Annotated in this window: 18 protein-coding genes; 3 read left to right on the top strand and 15 right to left on the bottom strand. The window is 61.5% G+C overall.

Annotation, left to right across the window (positions count from 1 at the left end):
* Window positions 1-82 precede the first annotated feature (82 nt).
* Window positions 83-988 (bottom strand): GNAT family N-acetyltransferase, encoded by a 906-nt coding sequence (locus HGO38_RS17450; RefSeq protein WP_250957179.1) that lies wholly within the window; start codon window positions 986-988, stop codon window positions 83-85.
* A 139-nt stretch (window positions 989-1,127) separates the two neighbouring features.
* Here HGO38_RS17450 and HGO38_RS17455 point away from each other — a divergent pair, with 139 nt between their 5' ends.
* The 3 genes from HGO38_RS17455 to HGO38_RS17465 all read left to right on the top strand — a co-directional run bounded on the left by HGO38_RS17455 (window position 1,128) and on the right by HGO38_RS17465 (window position 4,345).
* Window positions 1,128-2,063 carry a tyrosine recombinase XerC gene (locus tag HGO38_RS17455; RefSeq protein ID WP_250957180.1) on the top strand — a complete coding sequence of 312 codons (936 nt, stop codon included), beginning with the start codon at window positions 1,128-1,130 and terminating at the stop codon, window positions 2,061-2,063.
* Window positions 2,064-2,146: 83 nt separating this feature from the next.
* A complete protein-coding gene (locus HGO38_RS17460; RefSeq protein ID WP_250957181.1) occupies window positions 2,147-3,238 on the top strand; it encodes a TraB/GumN family protein in 1,092 nt (363 codons plus the stop codon).
* Between the two features lie 222 nt (window positions 3,239-3,460).
* Window positions 3,461-4,345 carry a TraB/GumN family protein gene (locus HGO38_RS17465; protein WP_250957182.1) on the top strand — a complete coding sequence of 295 codons (885 nt, stop codon included), beginning with the start codon at window positions 3,461-3,463 and terminating at the stop codon, window positions 4,343-4,345.
* Here the strand turns inward: HGO38_RS17465 and HGO38_RS17470 are convergent.
* The 14 genes from HGO38_RS17470 to HGO38_RS17535 all read right to left on the bottom strand — a co-directional run bounded on the left by HGO38_RS17470 (window position 4,329) and on the right by HGO38_RS17535 (window position 18,799).
* Complete coding sequence (locus HGO38_RS17470; protein WP_250957183.1) at window positions 4,329-4,841, bottom strand: DUF2867 domain-containing protein; 513 nt, start codon at window positions 4,839-4,841, stop codon at window positions 4,329-4,331. The two genes, HGO38_RS17465 and HGO38_RS17470, sit on opposite strands and share 17 nt — an antisense overlap.
* A gap of 17 nt (window positions 4,842-4,858) precedes the next feature.
* The gene (locus HGO38_RS17475) at window positions 4,859-5,359 is read right to left on the bottom strand and encodes a cytochrome b (protein ID WP_250957184.1); all 501 of its coding nucleotides are present in this window, start codon (window positions 5,357-5,359) and stop codon (window positions 4,859-4,861) included.
* Window positions 5,360-5,474: 115 nt separating this feature from the next.
* The gene (lpdA, locus tag HGO38_RS17480) at window positions 5,475-6,881 is read right to left on the bottom strand and encodes a dihydrolipoyl dehydrogenase (RefSeq protein ID WP_250957185.1); all 1,407 of its coding nucleotides are present in this window, start codon (window positions 6,879-6,881) and stop codon (window positions 5,475-5,477) included.
* 15 nt (window positions 6,882-6,896) lie between these two features.
* Entirely contained in the window at window positions 6,897-7,661 is a 765-nt protein-coding gene (locus tag HGO38_RS17485; protein ID WP_250957186.1) for an SDR family oxidoreductase, read from the bottom strand.
* A complete protein-coding gene (locus HGO38_RS17490; protein ID WP_250957187.1) occupies window positions 7,658-8,167 on the bottom strand; it encodes a hypothetical protein in 510 nt (169 codons plus the stop codon). Before HGO38_RS17490 ends, HGO38_RS17485 begins: the two co-directional genes overlap by 4 nt.
* 2 nt (window positions 8,168-8,169) lie before the next feature.
* Window positions 8,170-8,814: a LysE family transporter gene (locus tag HGO38_RS17495; protein WP_250957188.1), complete on the bottom strand. Its 645-nt coding sequence runs from the start codon at window positions 8,812-8,814 to the stop codon at window positions 8,170-8,172.
* A gap of 46 nt (window positions 8,815-8,860) precedes the next feature.
* A complete protein-coding gene (locus HGO38_RS17500) occupies window positions 8,861-9,271 on the bottom strand; it encodes an MAPEG family protein (protein WP_250957189.1) in 411 nt (136 codons plus the stop codon).
* A gap of 12 nt (window positions 9,272-9,283) precedes the next feature.
* The gene (gene odhB, locus HGO38_RS17505) at window positions 9,284-10,525 is read right to left on the bottom strand and encodes a 2-oxoglutarate dehydrogenase complex dihydrolipoyllysine-residue succinyltransferase (protein WP_250957190.1); all 1,242 of its coding nucleotides are present in this window, start codon (window positions 10,523-10,525) and stop codon (window positions 9,284-9,286) included.
* A 56-nt stretch (window positions 10,526-10,581) separates the two neighbouring features.
* Complete coding sequence (locus HGO38_RS17510) at window positions 10,582-13,566, bottom strand: 2-oxoglutarate dehydrogenase E1 component (protein WP_250957191.1); 2,985 nt, start codon at window positions 13,564-13,566, stop codon at window positions 10,582-10,584.
* A gap of 202 nt (window positions 13,567-13,768) precedes the next feature.
* Window positions 13,769-14,671, bottom strand: coding sequence for a succinate--CoA ligase subunit alpha (gene sucD / locus HGO38_RS17515; RefSeq protein WP_250957192.1), 903 nt, complete (start codon window positions 14,669-14,671; stop codon window positions 13,769-13,771).
* Window positions 14,672-14,688: 17 nt separating this feature from the next.
* Window positions 14,689-15,882: an ADP-forming succinate--CoA ligase subunit beta gene (gene sucC, locus HGO38_RS17520; protein WP_250957193.1), complete on the bottom strand. Its 1,194-nt coding sequence runs from the start codon at window positions 15,880-15,882 to the stop codon at window positions 14,689-14,691.
* Between the two features lie 33 nt (window positions 15,883-15,915).
* A complete protein-coding gene (gene mdh, locus HGO38_RS17525) occupies window positions 15,916-16,878 on the bottom strand; it encodes a malate dehydrogenase (protein WP_168473379.1) in 963 nt (320 codons plus the stop codon).
* A gap of 178 nt (window positions 16,879-17,056) precedes the next feature.
* Window positions 17,057-18,220 carry a cell division protein ZapE gene (zapE, locus tag HGO38_RS17530; protein WP_250957194.1) on the bottom strand — a complete coding sequence of 388 codons (1,164 nt, stop codon included), beginning with the start codon at window positions 18,218-18,220 and terminating at the stop codon, window positions 17,057-17,059.
* 48 nt (window positions 18,221-18,268) lie between these two features.
* On the bottom strand, window positions 18,269-18,799 hold the full coding sequence (locus HGO38_RS17535; protein WP_250957195.1) for a protease inhibitor Inh/omp19 family protein: 531 nt from the start codon (window positions 18,797-18,799) through the stop codon (window positions 18,269-18,271).
* Window positions 18,800-18,829: the final 30 nt, after the last annotated feature.

Consider the following 18,829-nt stretch of genomic DNA (forward strand, 5'->3'; position numbering starts at 1 on the left):
GCGAAAGGAAACAGCAAAACGGTTGGCCCCCGCGTAAACTGCCCGCACGGACATTGGGCCGCCAGGATCTACCGAATGGTGGCTACACCTGGCGCGTAAAGACGGCGTTGCTGTTGGAGGCCAGCGCATGAACCGTGTGCTGCTCGAGCGCCGCCGTGATGTCGGTCACGTCGCCCTCCAGCTGCTCCGGCGGAATGAGGTTACCGATGGTGAAATCGAAGAGGTTGCCCTTCTTGTTCAACAGCTCGTAGAACACCGTCATGTCGCGCAGCTCGGTCGACCATTTGGCAAACCAATAGAACAGCCCGGAATTGCGCGCCGCCATATGCACGGGCAGGATCGGCAGACCGTATTTCTTGGCAAGCCCGACGGCGGAGGTCTTCCACGGCCGCTCGTTGAGCTGGCCGTTAGCCCAGTAGGCGATACGGCCGGAGGGAAACAGGATCGTCGCCTTCTGCTCCTCGACGGCCCGATTGGTCAGCTTCAGGGTTTCGCGGGCCTTCAGCTTGCTCTTGTGCTCTTCGCGCCACTCGACGGGGATGACGATCTCGACCAGCCGCGGATTGACCCGCACCGCATCGCGATTGGCAAAGAACGTCATATCCGGCCGTCGCGTTTTCAGAAGATCGAACACCGCCACGCCATCGGCAATGCCGGTCGGGTGATTGCTGACCAGGATGAAGCCGCCCTTGGCCGGAATGCGTTCGCCGCAGCGCACGTTGATGTCGAGCCGGAGAATATTGCTCAGATATTCAAAGACCTGGAATCCCGGCATATTGGCCACGTCATCGGCAAACTCGATCGCCTTGCCATAGCGCAGCAGCGTATAGAGAAAGGGGCGCATCAACGGCCACAGCGGGTGGTAGACGATCTTCTGGCCGCGTTCGGCAATCAGCGTATCGACGATATGGCCGGGCTGTCCTTGGGAGACCAGGGCCACGGCTTCGGCAAACTGCCCGAACATTGTCATTGAATCGCGGCGTGTCATCTATAACCCCGAATGCCTCGGTCACTGTCTATCGCAGCCTTTTGTGATCGAAGCATGACACGGCGACCCGCGTTAGCTTTTCCCTAACGGCTATCGATCATGTTGAAATAGCAGGCAATCAACGTAAAGGGAAAGCCCGGTGGCCGAATTGCTGACGATTGCGGCGCCTGATCTGCTGGCTGAGCGCCTGAAATGGCTGGAGACACTGTCCGCGGAGCGGCGCCTGTCCGGCAACACCGTCGAGGCCTACGAGCGCGATACCCGCCAGTTCTTAACCTTCATCACCGGCCATCTCGGCGGCCCGGCGAAAGTCAAGGATATCGGCACGCTGCGCCCGGCAGACCTGCGCGCCTTTCTGGCGGCCCGCCGCAGGCAGGGATCCGGTTCGCGCTCGCTGGCCCGCCATCTGGCAGGCCTCAGATCATTTCTGCGCTATCTGGAAAAAAAGGGCATGGTCAATGCCGCCGGCGCCGGCGCCATCCGCTCGCCCCGCCAGCCGAAATCCTTGCCCAAACCCTTGAGCGGCAAGCAGGCGCTCACCGTCGTCAGCGCCGACGCACAGATGAACGAGGAGCCCTGGATCGCGGCCCGCGACGCCGCCGTGCTCACCCTGCTCTACGGTTGCGGCCTGCGCATCTCGGAAGCCCTGGATCTGACACCCGCAGCCTTCGGCGCCGACACGACATCCCTGCGCATCACCGGCAAGGGCGGCAAGACGCGCCTCGTGCCGCTTCTGTCGGCCGTGACGGAGGCGGTCGCCGCCTATCGGAAACTCTGCCCTTACCATCTGGAGGCCAAGGAGCCGCTGTTTCGCGGCGCCCGCGGCGGCAAACTGCAGCCGGCCATCATCCAGCGCGAAATGCAGCGGCTGCGCTCGGCGCTTGGCTTGCCCGAAACCGCAACGCCCCACGCCCTTCGGCATTCCTTCGCCACGCATCTGCTCAACGGCGGCGGCGATCTGCGCACCATTCAGGAACTGCTCGGCCATGCCAGCCTGTCGACGACGCAGGTCTATACCGGCGTCGACTCGGTGCGCCTTCTCGAAGTCTACGAGCGCGCCCATCCACGTGCCTGAACCCGCCCGCCGTTAACCATGCCCGTTAAGGCTTCCTCAGGCCCTCGGCGATAGGTTTGCCGCTTGAAAATCGGACAGAAGACATGCTCGCCAACTTTGCCCATGAGATGAAGCCCCACTTGTCCCACCGGCGCTCGGCAGATCGCCTGCTCTGGCTGGTCGCCGGCCTGCCGATGGCGATCCTCGCCCTCCTGCTTCTCGCGCTGCTGTGGGCAGCACCTGCCCACGCCGCCGGCGAAACGGTCTGCGCCGGGCGCAACCTCCTGCCCGATCTTCAGCGCGAAAAACCGGACCGCTATGCGGCCATGCTGGCCGAATCGGAAGCGACGCCGAACGGCAAGAGCCGCTTCTGGAAGATCGAAAAGCCGGGCCTTGCGCCGTCATGGCTGCTCGGCACCATGCATGTCACCGATACGCGGGTGCTGACCCTGTCGGATGCCGCCCGCAAGGCGAGTTCCGAGGCGGACGTGATCGTCATCGAATCGGATGAAATACTCGACGAGAAAAAGGCTGCCGCAGCCCTGATGATGCAGCCGGAACTGACCATGTTCACCGACGGCACGACGATTTCCGATCGTCTGACGCCGGAGGAAAAGCTCAAGCTGGAGGCCGGCCTCAAGGAGCGCGGTATTCCGCTCGCAGCCGTCAACCGCATGAAGCCGTGGATCATTGCCAGCGTCGTCTCCATGCCGGCCTGCGAAATGGCCCGCAAGGCCACTGGTGCATCGTTTCTCGACAAGAAACTCGCCGAAGACGCCAAGGCGGCCGGCAAGCGGGTGGCCGGTTTGGAAACACTCGCCGAACAGATCAGCGCCATGGCGGATCTGCCGCTCGACTTCCACCTGAAGGCGCTGATTGAAACCCTGTCGCTGAACGACGAGATGGACGACATCATCGAGACGATGACCGAACTCTATTTGTCCGGCGACATCGGCATGACCATGCCGATGCTGGAGGCCGTGACGCCGGAGACCAGTGGCGAGCAGGACAGCGGCTATGCCGCCTTCGAGAAACGCATCGTGCTGGATCGCAACAAGGTGATGGCCGAACGCAGCGCAGCCTTGCTGGCCGACGGCAACGCCTTCATCGCCGTCGGCGCCCTGCATCTGCCCGGCGAAGAGGGATTGGTGGAACTGCTGCGCAAGCAGGGCTTCAGCGTCAGCGCCGTCGACTGAGAGATGACTAGGTTCGCTCATTGACAACCACAGCGCGCAGGGCAATTCTGAGCTTCGTTCAGTCCTCCCGAAAGCGTTATTCCCCCTATGCCGTTTTACAGCTGTGAATTTATCCGACGGGCATGTCTGCTTGTTTTATTCTTATTGGCGCCGACTGCTTGGAGACCCGCATGTGCGGAGGTAGCTCCTCCCGACTGTTCGGGGCAGAGCATTTTACCTCTTTTGCGGGAAAGCGACCCGAAGACCTACGATGCAGTCCTGACCGAGGCCGCATCAGTCAGGAACGGCAAGGGTGTCGCCTGGCGCATCGAAAAACCCGGTATCAAGCCATCATTTCTTTTCGGCACAGTGCACGTCAGCGACCCACGCGTCCTGCAGGTGCCAACGCCGGTATTCGAGGCATTCGACCATATCGACACGTTGATCGTCGAATTGAAGGAAGTGGCCAATCCAGGGTCCATGACTCTTGAGTTGCTCAAATATCCCGAACTGTACACGCTCCAGGACAAACGGCTCGACCAGATCCTTCCAGCCGAAGAGACCGAGATGCTGGCCGCCGGACTCCGGCAGCGGGGACTTACCATGGGCCTGTTGGCTCGGATGCGGCCCTGGTTTATTTACATGTCAATGCAGACCTCGGAATGCGAAGCCAGAAGGAGAGCTGCAGGACGACATGTCCTCGACCAATCGGCCGCGCTAAAAGCACTCGAAAATGGCATAGAGCTCGTTGGAATCGAGACATTCCGCGAGCAGATGGAGAGTTTGGCGAGCGTGAGCGACGAGTCCATGCTCAGAGGGCTCATGGAAGTGTTTGCCATAACCTACACGATCGATGATCAGGCAGAAACCCTCATCCAACTATATGAAAGCTCCGACACGGGTATGATTTTGGCGCTGGCTTCAGCGCTTGCCCGCGACAAGAAGCTGTTGCACGACTTCCTCGAGAAAGTTGTTTTCGAGCGCAATCGCAGGATGACGTCACGCGCATTGCCCTATCTTGAAAAGGGCAATGTCATGATCGCCGTCGGTGCCCTTCACTTGCCGGGCGAGGAGGGACTCGTTGAACTGTTCCGCACACACGGCTTCACGGTCACTGCCATCGAGTAACGGCATCGCGTGTCGCCAGGCTGGCAAGCGCGGTCGAGACGATCAGCTTGTGAAACGGCGTGATCACCGCAATGTAGAGCCGACCCAGCAGGATCTTGCGCCACACCAGCGTCGACACGCTGACCGTTTGCCAGTCCGGACCATCATCCGCGACATCAATGACAACCCTGAAATCCAGATGCCGGTCATCGAAGCCGAGCACCACCTGGGATGGCGTGTTGCGGACGATTGGAAAGATTGCGATCATATCCGCTCCGTCGCCCGCATCAGGGGCGGCGGGCTTCAAGCCGAACAGGCCGACGATGCGATTACGGATACGCATCAGCGCATCCACCCACCACGGAAAACCTGAGATCACCTGGCGGGCGGCCGCCTCTGCGGTCAGCCCGTGCCCGGCCACCCGCAACCGATAGCAATCGGCCCAATCCGCCAGAGGCAAAGCCGTATGCGGTAAAGTCACAGAGACGAGAACTGGGCGCATTGTCGCATCCGTCATTGGCACTCCTACTCCACTCAGCCCTTGGTCATGCGCTGGGCGACCGCCGTTTTCCAGTAGAACTGGTGGACCAGAACCGCGCCGACATGCACGACGATCAGGATCCACATCAGCAGCTTCATCGGGCCTCCATGCACGCCGCCCGCCGCCTCGAGACCGCCATAATAGGCCAGCGCGCCGCTGATCGGCATGGCAAAGAACAGCAGGTAGAAAGCGACATGCGCCACCTTGGCGGCCAGCCGTCCGAGCGGCGGCTCTTCTGCCGGTGCGTCCGGCGCGCCATGCGTGAGACGCAGGATAACCCGGATAGCGGCAAGACAGAGTACCGCAATTCCGACATAGGCATGGATATTGGCGGAGGCGATCATGTCCGGGGTCGGGGTCTGCCCTTCCTCCACCGCCTCGGAGAACTCCTCCATCGCTTCGGCAAACAGCAGGTTGAACAGGATGAGACCGGCCATCAGCCAGTGGATGAGACGTTGAGGAATGGAATAGGACGTAACGAGTGTCGAGGTCATTTTCTTGCCATTTGTCAAAGAGTTAAGGGCAATTACGACCGGATGATAGAAGCCGCGGTCAGGATAACAAGCCGCGGCTTCGATTATGGAGACGATTTAATCGATCTATAGAGATTTACATATGGATCGGCTTGAAGAAGGTGGCGAGCGCCGCCTCCTTGACCGCTTCCGACATGGTGGGATGCGCATGGCAGGTGCGTCCCAGATCTTCCGAAGAGCCGCCGAATTCCATCAGCACGGCGATTTCGTGGATCATCTCGCCGGCGCCGAAGCCGATGATGTGGCCGCCGAGGACACGGTCGGTGTCCTTGTCGGCCAGGATCTTGACGAAACCGTCGGTCGCCAGCATGGCGCGGGCGCGGCCGTTGGCGGTGAACGGGAACTTGCCGACCTTGTAGGCGATGCCTGCAGCCTTCAGCTCTTCCTCGGTCTTGCCGACGGAAGCCACTTCCGGCTGGGTGTAGACCACGCCCGGGATGACGTCATAGTTCACATGGCCGTGCTGGCCGGAGAGAATCTCGGCCAGAGCCACGCCCTCGTCCTCGGCCTTGTGGGCGAGCATCGGACCCTTGACCACGTCGCCGATGGCATAGATGCCCGGCACATTGGTGCGATAATGGCCGTCGATTTCGACGCGGCCGCGATTGTCGAGCACGACGCCCGCCTCTTCAAGGCCGAGACCTGCGGTGAAGGGCTTACGGCCGGTGGCGATCAGCACGACATCGGCGTCGATCGAGGAGGCCTCTCCGCCCTTGACGGGCTCGAACGTCACCTTGGCGCCAGCACCCGACTTTTCAACGCCAGTCACCTTGGCGCCGAGCTGGAAGTCCATGCCCTGCTTGGCCAGCATGCGCTGGAACTGCTTGGAAACGTCACCGTCCATGCCGCCCAGAATGGTGTCGAGATACTCGACGACCGTGACCTTGGCGCCAAGACGCAGCCAGACGGAGCCGAGCTCCAGCCCGATGACGCCGCCGCCAACCACGACCATCTTTTCCGGAACTTTGGAAAGCGCTATGCCGCCGGTCGAAGAGACGATGACGGTCTCGTCGATATCGACCGAGACGCCCGGAATGCCGGCAACATCGGAGCCCGTGGCGATGACAATGCTCTTGGCTTCCAGTTCCTGCACTTCGCCTTGGTCATTGGTCACCGACACCTTGCCGGCGGACACGATCTTGCCCGTGCCCTGGATGCCGTCGATCTTGTTCTTCTTGAACAGGAAGGAGACGCCTTCGACATTCGACTTCACGGTCGCATCCTTGTGCGCCATCATCTTGTCGAGGTTGAGTTTCGGCGCACCGACTTCGACGCCCAGCGCGTCCACACCATGGGCCACCTGGTGGAACATCTCGGAGGCATGCAGCAAGGCCTTCGAGGGAATGCAGCCGATGTTGAGGCAGGTGCCGCCATAGGTCGCACGCTTCTCGACGACCGCGACCTTCAGGCCGAGCTGCGCCGCCTTGACCGCGCAGACATAACCGCCGGGTCCGCTGCCGATTACAATCACATCATAAGCCATGGGATTTTCCTTTTTTCAGGGCGCCCCCCGCCCGCCACTGACATTGAGTAAGGCACCCGTCACATAGGATGCCGAAGGGGATAGAAGATAGAGGATCGCGCCGGCGACTTCGTCCGCCGTTCCAGGCCGTTGCAGCGGAATGACGGAGCTGAGGTCGCGAGCCCGGTCCGGCAGGCCGCCGGAGGCATGGATATCCGTGTCGATGACGCCGGGACGCACCGCATTGACGCGGATGCCCTCGCGCACCACTTCCTGGGCGAGGCCCACCGTGAACGTGTCGATGGCGCCCTTGGACGCCGCATAGTCGACATACTGGTTTGCCGAGCCGAGCAGGGATGCCACCGACGAGACATTGACGATCACCCCGCCCTGGCCGCCGTGTTTCGTCGACATGCGACGCACCGCCTCCGCCGCACAGCGGATCGAACCGATGACGTTGATGCGGAACATCCGCTCCAGCCGTTCGACCGACATCTCGTCAACCCGCGCCTTGACATCGACGACGCCGGCATTGTTGACGAGACCGTCCAGCCGACCGAATGCCCGGTCGACGCCTGCAAAGATCGACGCTATGCCCGCCTCGCTTCCGACATCGCCCTGCACGGCGGCGGCGACACCGCCGGCCTTGCGGATCTCATCGACCACGGCTTCGGCAGCTCCGGCATTCGAGGCATAGTTGACGACGACCCGCCATCCGGCCTTTGCAGCCATCCGGCAGACGCTGGCACCAATGCCGCGACTACCGCCTGTCACCAGCAGAACGGGGTCTTGATCGCTCATGACGCGCATCCTTCCAGAACCAGCACATCGCTTACGGACGCCGAGATATTTTTGGTCGACCAGAGGTCGGAAATACCGGCCAGGCGGCCGAAATCCGACAGGATCAGTTGGCGCGCCGCAGCAGCACCGGCTGCCGGCAGGTCGCCGATCCGCGCATCGGTCGCCACGCTATAGAACACTCCGTCCCACACCGTGCATTTGCGCAGATCCTCGCCGGTCACATCGCCCTCGGGGCATTGATACATCAGCAGACCATTGGCCCGCTGCCCGTCGCCGCCGGCCAGCACCACGCCATCCAGAACCAGCTTGCTGTCGAGCAGCGTCACCGTAAACCCATGGCTGGTGGCCACAGCTGGCTCCGTCACCGGCTGGAAGCGCAGTTCGAAACTCTTGTGGTTGTCGCGATAGATCGCCTTGTCCTGCGCGCAATCGGCGGCCATCGCGGACGATCCCGCGACAACCGCAAACGACAGCACAGCAGCCGACAGGCGATGGGCGGTCTCCATGATCAGCCCGCCTTCTCGGTGGCAAGCTTCAGGCCGAGCAGGATGAAGACGACACCGCTGGCGCGGTCGATCCATTGGCTCATCCGCCCGAATGCCGCCCGCATCTTCGGCGTGGTCATGAACAGGCTAACGCCGACGAACCAGGCAATCAGGCATGTAGCCATCACAAGCCCATAGCCGAACTTGATGAGGATCGGCGTATGGGCGCTGACGACGGTCGAAAAGATCGACAGGAAGAAGAACACCGGCTTGGGGTTGAGCGCATTGGCGGCAAAACCGAGCCCGAAGGATTTCAGCAGCGACTGGCCCCGCTGTTCCGTACCGGAAACCGCAGGGGCGTCGACGGACATATCCGTCTTGCCGGCCCGCAGCGACTTGATGCCGATATAGATCAGATAGGCGACACCGCACCATTTGACGATGTTGAATAGGGTGATCGACTGGGAAATGATCAGCCCAAGGCCGAGGATGGTGTAGGTGACGTGGAACATCAGCGACGTACCGATGCCGAAACTCGTGACGATGGCCGGACGACGGCCGTGCAGCAGCGACTGGCGCATCACCATGGCAAGGTCCGCACCCGGCGAAACGATCGCAAAGGCGAAGATGGCCATCAGGGATGCAAGTTCGATCAGATAGGCATGCATGCAATCGTCTCCCCGCCGTGCCGCAATGGGCCGTCTTGCCGGCGAATTAAAGAACCAGTGTCGCGACCATAAGACCAAGCCCCGCCAGCGACCCAAGCCAGGCGAGCGAGCGGATATAGGGCACACCGGCCAGGTAGAGCGGAATGTAGATCACACGGAAAACCAGCCAGATCCAGGCGCCGGTCAATCCCCAGCCCGAGGCATCGCCTGATATCGCCAGGGACAGCGCCAGGCCGATAAAGGCCGGATAGGTCTCGCGAAAATTGGCAGACGCCCGATCTGCACGACCGGCGATCTTTCCCGTCGGCTTTTTCTCGTCGTCGCGTGGACCGGCATTCCATGCCGATCCGAGTTCGCGGGTGGCGGTCATGCCCTGCAGCCCGATATGAAACAGCAAAAGCAACACGCTCCAGCCGACAAGCGCCGTCAAGGGCGATGCTGCCAATGCCATTTCCATCAGCTATCTCCTTTAAAGATCGAGAACGAGGCGTTCCAGATCTTCCAGGCTTTCCTTGACGCGGACCAGGAAGGTCACGGCTTCCTTGCCATCCACCATGCGGTGGTCGTAGCTGAGTGCCAGATACATCATCGGACGGATGACCACCTGACCGCCAATGGCCATCGGACGTTCCTGGATCTTGTGCATGCCGAGGATACCGGACTGCGGTGCGTTGAGGATCGGCGAGGACATCAGCGAGCCGTAGACGCCACCGTTCGAGATGGTGAACGTGCCGCCCTGCATGTCGGCCATCGACAGCTGGCCATCGCGCGCCAGACGGCCGAGACGACCGATATCCTTCTCGACTTCTGCAATCGACATCTGGTCGGCATCGCGAACGACCGGAACCACGAGGCCCTTGTCCGTGCCGACGGCAACGCCGATATGGCAGTAGTTCTTGAAGACGATGTCGGTGCCGTCGATCTCGGCGTTGACAGCCGGGATTTCCTTCAGCGCATGGGTGACCGCCTTGGTGAAGAAGCCCATGAAGCCGAGCTTCACGCCATGCTTCTTCTCGAAGATGTCCTTGTACTTGTTGCGCAGGCTCATGACCGCCGTCATGTCCACCTCGTTATAGGTGGTCAGCATGGCGGCCGTGTTCTGGGCATCCTTGAGGCGCTTGGCAATGGTCTGGCGCAGGCGGGTCATCTTGACGCGCTCTTCGCGGCCGGCGTCCTCAGCAGACGAAACCGGGCGCGGTGCAGCTGGTGCTGCCGGCGCCGGCGTGGCGCTGATGCCCTTGGCAACGGCAGCGATCACATCGCCCTTCAGAACCTGGCCACGCTTGCCGGAACCGTCCACCTGTTCGGCGGAAAGGTTGTTCTCAGACAGCATCTTGGCCGCAGCAGGGGCAGCCGGCATCGTCGAAGCAGCAGGCGCCGGGGCGGATACCGCAGCAGCAGCCACCGGTGCGGCAGCGGCGGGCGCGGCAGGAGCAGCCGCCTTGGCGGGTTCCGCCGGAGCCGTGCCGGCAGCAGCGGCATCGATCTGGCCGAGCAATGCGCCGAGACCGACGGTCTCGCCATTGGCGGCAACGATTTCGGTCAAGATGCCCGAGGCCGGAGCCGGCACTTCGACGGTAACCTTGTCGGTTTCCAGCTCAACGATCGGCTCGTCGGCCTTCACGGTGTCGCCAACCTTCTTGAACCAGGTGCCGACCGTCGCTTCGCTGACGGATTCACCCAGGGTGGGAACGCGGATTTCTGTGGCCATGATTTTGTGTTCCGTTAATCAGATAGCGTTTCTGGCGATGGTCGCTGGGAGGCTTTTCAGCCCCCAAGCGCGTCCTCGAGGAAAGCCTCGAGCTGGGAAAGGTGCTTGGACATCAGGCCCGTGGCCGGCGAGGCCGCAGCCGGACGACCGGTGTAGCGAACCCGCTGATACTTGGCGTCGATATGCGCCAGCACCCATTCCAGGTAAGGATCGATGAAGGACCAGCCGCCCATGTTCTTCGGCTCTTCCTGGCACCAGACCATCTCCGCATTGCGGAAGCGGCTGAGCTCGTTGATCAGCGCCTTGGCCGGGAACGGATAGAGCTGCTCGATGCGCAGCAGGTAGACGTCGTCGATGCCGCGCTTCTCGCGCTCTTCCAGGAGGTCGTAATAGACCTTGCCCGAGCACATCACGACGCGGCGGATCTTGGCATCCTTCTGCAGCTTGATCGGGCCATCCTTGATCACTTCGGCATCGTCCCACAGCAGGCGGTGGAACGAGGATTCCCCTGCCATTTCGGCAAGGCTCGAGGTGGCGCGCTTGTGGCGCAGCAAGGACTTCGGCGTCATCAGGATCAGCGGCTTGCGGAAGTCACGCTTCAGCTGGCGACGCAGCACGTGGTAATAGTTGGCGGGCGTCGTGCAATAGGCAACCTGCATATTGTCTTCGGCGCACATCTGCAGCCAGCGCTCGAGGCGGGCCGACGAATGTTCCGGTCCCTGTCCTTCATAGCCATGCGGCAGAAGGCAGACGAGGCCCGACATGCGCAGCCACTTGCGTTCACCCGACGAGATGAACTGGTCGAACACCACCTGCGCGCCATTGGCAAAATCGCCGAACTGGGCTTCCCAGAGCGTCAGCGCATTGGGACGGGCCAGGGAATAGCCGTATTCGAAACCGAGCACGGCCTCTTCCGACAGCATCGAGTTGATGACTTCGTACTTGCCCTGGTTCGGAGCCAGATGGGCAAGCGGAATATAGCGCTCTTCGGTTTCCTGATCGTAGAGCACCGAATGACGCTGCGAGAATGTGCCGCGTTCGCAATCCTGGCCCGAAAGGCGAATCTTGTTGCCTTCAAAGGCCAGCGTCCCGAAGGCAAGCGCTTCTGCCATCGCCCAGTCGATGCCTTCGCCGGTCTCGATCATCTGCGCACGGTTGTCCATGAACCGCTGGATGGTGCGATGCGCCCTGAAGCCTTCCGGGATGGTCGACAGCTTGCGGCCGATTTCCTTCAGCGTCTTCATCGGCATCGCGGTCTTGCCGCGGCGCTGTTCGTCGGCATTGTCGGCGGTCCGCAGACCCGACCATACGCCGTCCAGCCAGTCGGCCTTGTTCGGCTTGTAGGACTGGCCGGCCTCGAACTCCTGTTCGAGATGGGCACGCCAATCCGCCTTCATCTTTTCCAGTTCGCCTTCGGAAATCAGGCCCTCGGCGATCAGGCGTTCGCCGTAGATCTGCACGACCGTCTTGTGCTGGCGGATCGCCTTGTACATCTTCGGCTGCGTGAACGCCGGCTCGTCGCCTTCGTTATGGCCGAAGCGGCGATAGCAGAACATGTCGATGACGACAGGCTTGTGGAACTTCATGCGGTATTCGGTGGCGATCTTGGCGGCATAGGTGACCGCTTCCGGATCGTCGCCGTTGACATGGAAGATCGGCGCCTCGATCATCTTGGCGACGTCGGACGGATAGGGCGAGGAGCGCGAGAAGGCCGGATTGGTGGTGAAACCGATCTGGTTGTTGATGATGAAATGCATGGTGCCGGCCACGCGGTGACCGCGCAGGCCCGACAGACCGAGGATTTCAGCCACAACGCCCTGGCCGGCAAAGGCCGCATCGCCATGCAGCAGCAGCGGCAGAACCTTGGCGCGCTCCTTGAGCGGCACGATGTCGCCATCCCAGACCTTGGCCAACTGGTCCTGCTTGGCGCGGGCCTTGCCCATCACGACAGGGTTGACGATTTCCAGATGCGACGGATTGGCCGTCAGCGACAGGTGAACCTTGTTGCCGTCGAATTCGCGGTCGGACGAGGCACCCAGATGGTACTTCACGTCGCCAGAACCTTCGACTTCGTCCGGCTTGAAGGAGCCGCCCTTGAACTCGTGGAACACGGCGCGATGGGGCTTTGCCATCACATTGGTCAGCACGTTCAGACGGCCGCGATGGGCCATGCCGAACACGACCTCTTCCAGGCCTTCCTGGCCGCCGCGCTTGATGATCTGCTCCAGCGCCGGGATCAGCGCTTCGCCGCCGTCGAGACCGAAACGCTTGGTGCCCTTGTACTTGACGTCGATGAACTGCTCGAAGCCTTCCGACTCGATCAGCTTCTGCAGAATGGCCTTCTTGCCGTTCGGCGTGAATTCGACGCCCTTGCCGGGGCCTTCGATGCGCTCCTGGATCCAGGCCTTTTCGTCCGGATTGGAAATATGCATGAACTCGACGCCCAGCGTCGAGCAATAGGTGCGCTTCAGGATATCGAGCATTTCCGGGATGGTCGCGTATTCGAGACCAAGCACTTTGTCGATGAAGATCTTGCGGCTGTAATCGGCGTCCGTAAAGCCGTAAGCGGCCGGCGAAAGCTCGTTATAGTCCTCGACGGGTGCCGCCAGACCCAGCGGGTCGAGATTGGCATGCAGGTGACCGCGCATGCGGTAGGCGCGGATCATCATGATGGCGCGCACGCTGTCGCGCGTCGCCTGCAGGACCTGCGCTTCCGAAATCGGCTGGCCGACAGCTTCGGCCTTGGCCTTCACCTTGGTCTCGACAACCTTTTCAATCTGACCCCAATTGCCGTCGAGCGCCGAGATCAGCTCGCCATTGGCAGCGATCGGCCAGCTCTTCTTCTGCCAGGAGGCGCCCTTGGCGGCCTTCTTCACATCCTCGGGATTTTCGCCAAGCGCCTTGAAAAAGGCCTGCCATTCCGCCGGAACGGCGCTGGCGTCTTCTTCGTACCGCGCATAAAGCTGTTCGATATAGGCCGCATTCGATCCGTCGAGAAACGACGTGATCTGGAACTGCTCGTTGGCTTCTTGCCTTGCCATGGTGCTTCGCGGACGTTTCCGCCCGCCTCCCGACTTGAGGTGATGACCGTCGACCGGTCTGCCGCTTTTCACGATCGTCCGCGACGACCGCTGATTAAGTCCATTCGCCCCGCCTGCAAAACGTCAATTGTCCTGCAGACGGCAAATCCAGGCAGCCGGACCTCGCTCGAACGGTCCGCCTGCCTGGCATTCAATTGCGATCTCAGCCCTTGAGGACTTCGACCAGTGTCTTGCCGAGGCGCGCCGGGGAAGGCGAAACCTTGATGCCAGCCGATTCCATGGCTTCGATCTTGGATTCCGCGTCGCCCTTGCCGCCCGAAACCACGGCGCCGGCATGGCCCATGGTGCGGCCCTTCGGCGCCGTCCGACCGGCGATGAAGCCGGCCATCGGCTTGCGACGACCCTTCTTGGCTTCGTCCTTGAGGAACTGTGCAGCTTCCTCTTCGGCCGCGCCGCCGATTTCGCCGATCATGATGATCGACTGGGTGGCGTCGTCGGCCAGGAACATTTCCAGGACGTCGATGAACTCGGTGCCCTTAACCGGGTCGCCGCCGATGCCGACCGCCGTCGTCTGGCCGAGACCTTCGTTCGAGGTCTGGAAGACTGCTTCATATGTAAGCGTGCCGGAGCGAGAAACAATGCCGACCGAACCCTTGCGGAAGATCGAACCCGGCATGATGCCGATCTTGCATTCTTCAGGCGTCAGAATGCCCGGGCAGTTCGGACCGAGCAGCCGCGACTTGGAACGGTCGAGGCGAGCCTTGACGCGCACCATGTCCATGACCGGAATGCCTTCGGTGATGCAGGTGATGAACGGGATCTCGGCTTCGATCGCCTCGATGATCGCGTCTGCGGCACCGGCCGGCGGAACGTAGATCACGGTCGCATCGGCGCCGGTCTTTTCCTTGGCTTCGGCCACGGTGGCAAAGATCGGCAGGCTTTCGCCCTTAGAGCCAGTCCAGGTTTCCCCACCCTTCTTCGGGTGAATACCGCCGACCATCTGCGTACCGTAATAGGCCAGCGCCTGTTCGGTGTGGAAGGTGCCGGTCTTGCCGGTCAGGCCCTGCACGAGGACCTTGGTGTCTTTATTGACGAGAATAGACATTGTTTCCGGTCCTTAAATTAGGCGTTGATCGCAGCGACGATCTTCTTGGCAGCATCGTCCAAGTCGTCAGCAGCGGTGATCGCAAGACCAGATTCGTTGAGGATCTTCTTGCCGAGCTCGACATTGGTACCTTCGAGACGCACGACGAGCGGCACCTTCAGACCCACTTCCTGAACCGCTGCGACAACGCCCTCGGCGATGACGTCGCACTTCATGATGCCGCCAAAGATGTTGACGAGGATGCCCTCGACCTTCGGGTCGGCGGTGATGATCTTGAAGGCAGCCGCCACCTTCTCCTTGCCGGCGCCGCCGCCGACGTCGCAGAAGTTTGCCGGCTCCTTGCCGTAGAGCTTGATGATGTCCATCGTCGCCATGGCGAGACCGGCACCGTTGACCATGCAGCCGATATTGCCGTCGAGCGCCACATAGGCGAGGTCCCACTTCGAGGCCTCGATTTCCTTGGCGTCTTCTTCGGTCTCGTCGCGCAGCGCACGCACGTCGTCGTGACGGAACAGCGCATTGCCGTCGAAGGACATCTTGGCGTCGAGCACGCGCAGATGGTCATTCTTCATGACGATCAGCGGGTTGATTTCGAGAAGAGCCATGTCCTTCTCGTTGAAGGCCTTGTAGAGCAGCGGGAAGAGCGACTTCGCATCTTCGGCAGCCGCACCCGAAAGTTCGAGAGCCTTGGAGATGGCCTCGATGTCGGCAGCCGTGACGCCGGTTTCCGGATCGATGGCGATCGTGTGGATCTTCTCCGGCGTGTCGTGGGCGACAGCCTCGATATCCATGCCACCTTCGGTCGAGACGACGAAGGCAACGCGGCCGACCGAGCGGTCGACGAGCAGCGAGCAGTAGAGTTCGCGGGCGATATCGGCGCCGTCCTCGATATAGAGGCGGTTGACCTGCTTGCCGGCATCGCCGGTCTGGGCGGTCACCAGCGTGTTGCCGAACATTTCCTTGGCGTGGCTCTTGGCTTCATCGATCGAGAAGGCGAGGCGAACGCCGCCCTTGGCGTCGGGGCCGAGTTCCTTGAACTTGCCCTTGCCGCGGCCGCCGGCATGGATCTGGCTCTTGACCACATAGAGCGGACCCGGAAGCTGCTTGGCAGCAGCTTCGGCTTCAGCCGCCGAGAAGATCGCAACGCCTTCCGCGACCGGTGCGCCGTAGCCCTTCAGAAGAGCCTTGGCCTGATATTCATGAATGTTCATCGTCTAGTCCCTGTCTGGTGGGCCGGGTGGCGGTTACTTGAGGGAAGGAGCAATGTTGATGCAGGCTTCGCAGAGCCCGGCAACAGCACCGACCGACTTCTGGAAGGCTTCTTCTTCGCTCTTGTTGAATTCGACTTCGATGATGCGCTCGACGCCGCCGGCACCGATCACGGTCGGCACGCCGACATACATGTCCTTCACGCCGTACTGGCCAGAAAGATAGGCAGCGCAAGGCAGGACGCGCTTCTTGTCCTTGAGGAAGGAGTCTGCCATCTCAATGGCGGAGGCCGCCGGCGCATAATAGGCCGAGCCGGTCTTCAGGAGGCCGACGATTTCAGCGCCACCGTCGCGGGTGCGCTGGATGATTTCTTCCAGACGCTCCTTGGTGACCCAGCCCATCTTGACGAGGTCGGTCAGCGGAATGCCGCCAACGGTCGAGTAACGGGCCAACGGCACCATCGTATCGCCATGGCCGCCGAGAACGAAGGCGGTGACGTCCTGAACGGAAACGTTGAATTCTTCGGAGAGGAACAGGCGGAAGCGCGAGCTGTCGAGCACGCCGGCCATGCCGACCACCATGTTCTTCGGCAGGCCGGAGAACTTCTGCAGCGCCCAGACCATAGCGTCGAGCGGATTGGTGATGCAGATCACGAAAGCGTTCGGGGCATATTTCTTGATGCCGGCGCCGACCTGTTCCATGACCTTGAGGTTGATGCCGAGCAGATCGTCGCGGCTCATGCCCGGCTTGCGGGCGACGCCGGCGGTCACGATGCAGACATCGGCGCCTTCGATGGCCGAATAGTCGCTGGCACCGGTCAGCTTGGCATTGAAGCCTTCGACAGGCGAAGACTGGGCGATATCAAGGCCCTTGCCCTGCGGAATGCCGTCGGCAATGTCGAACAGGACGATGTCGCCCAATTCCTTCAAGCCGGCGAGATGCGCCAGAGTGCCGCCGATCATGCCAGAACCGATAAGTGCGATCTTGTTGCGCGCCATGGAAGTGCTTCCTCTTAGATCCAAAACTAAGGCTGGCATTGCTTCGATGCCGACCGTTGCGCCATTTCGCTTAGTCGAAACCAGTCAAAATGGCAACCGATAATTCTGGAAGCAACGTTTTCAATCGGTTAGATCATAAAATACTTACGTAAACGTAAGATATTCTGTCGTCCATCCGTCATGAATCAGGATGTTTCTCCCGATGAAGCTCCAGATAGCCGGAGCTTCGCATTTCAAACAGGCGCGAAACTGTCCTGTCAAACTCGAAACCTTCGGTTCCCTTTCGCTCCACCAGCAAACCTTCCGGCTCTGCCGCCGCAGAAGCGAACAGCCGGACCGACTGGTCGTAAAGGGTGTCGATGAGGATGATGAAGCGCTTGGTCTCGTTGCGCTTGGCAGCGTCCAACAGCGGGATGTGGTCGACGAAGACCGTATCGAACCGTGCCGCGATCTTCAGGAAGTCGGAGGCCCCCAGCGGCTTCTCGCACAGGTCGGCAAAACTGAACCGCGCCATGCGGCCGATCGAGCGCCTGACCGGGATCGAGCGGCCCTTCAAGGCAATCTCGGTCGCGGTTTCCGACCGACCGGCAGCCAGATAAGACCAGGCCGCATCCATGCCCTTGTCGGCCGCCGGTCCCAGCGGCGACAGATAGACCGGCAATTGCCCGATCTTCTCCAACCGGTAATCGGTCGGCGAATCCAGTGTCACCACATCGACATTTTGCTTCAACAACGTCACGAACGGCAGGAAAAGCCCACGGTTGAGACCGTCGCGATAGAGATTGTCCGGCTCGACATTGGAGGTCGCGACCAGAATGCAGCCCTTGGAAAACAGCTCGGTGAAGAGCCGCGCCAGGATCATCGCATCGGTAATGTCCGTCACGGAGAATTCGTCGAAGCAGAGCAGTTCCGCCTCGTTCATCAGGTCGGCGGCGACCGGCGGCACGGGATCGGCCTGCCGCGTCTCGCCGGCCTTCAGCTTCATGCGATGGGCATGGATGCGGCTGTGCACATCGGCCATGAATTCATGGAAATGGGCGCGGCGTTTCTTCTCGATGGGCGCCAGCTTGAAGAACAGGTCCATCAGCATGGTCTTGCCGCGTCCGACGCTGCCATGCACATAGAGGCCGGGGATCGGCGCCTGCTTGCGGCGGCGCTGCGCGAACATCCAGCCGAGCGCGCTGGATTTGGTCGCCGGGCGGCGCTGCTTCAGATCGGCCAGAATGCGGTCGAGCCGTCCGGCGACCTGCATCTGTGCCGCATCGGCGCTCAGCGACCCCGATTCGGTCAGCGCCTTCAGCTGTTCGCTGACGCTCAGCGCATAATCGGGGATTGGCTGCATGAAGGAACTCCGCGGGAGCGGACGCTCCCGCCATTGCAGGTCGCGCGGTTAGCGGCTCAGGCTGATCGGCTGGCCCGAATCGGTCGTGCCGTCGTAGCGGGCTTCGGCAGACTTGTAGAGGCGGCCGATGACATTGCCGTTGCGATCCTTGAGAACCACCTGCTTGCCGGCCACTTCCCAGGATCCCATCGTCGTCAACGGGCCGGCACAGCCGCGTGTACCGCCGCGCGAGCCGCTGCCAAGATTGGTCAGCGTCAGGAACATGTCGCAGGAACTGCCTGAATTGTTGACGCGCCAGTTGCCGACCATGGCTTCCTTGGTAACATCCTGCGCTGCAGCCGGAATGGCATTGGCCATTTGCGCACCCGGCGCGGCGCCGGCCGGAGGTGCCGGAAACTGTGATCCGTCCGCGGTCGGCGGCGGCAACTGACCGGACTGTACGGAGGGAACCGGCTGCGCCTGAAGCGGGGGAAGAGCCGAGGACGGAGCGGGAGAATTGAATCCAGAGTAGGATGTACGCTGGCAGCCAGCGAGCGAAAGAACGACAGCAAGCCCAGCCGCTGCATATTTCAACTTCATCATAACACTCCCGGTTATCCGCAACTGTCC

The organism is Rhizobium sp. CG5 (assembly GCF_023701945.1).
GTDB lineage: Bacteria > Pseudomonadota > Alphaproteobacteria > Rhizobiales > Rhizobiaceae > Allorhizobium.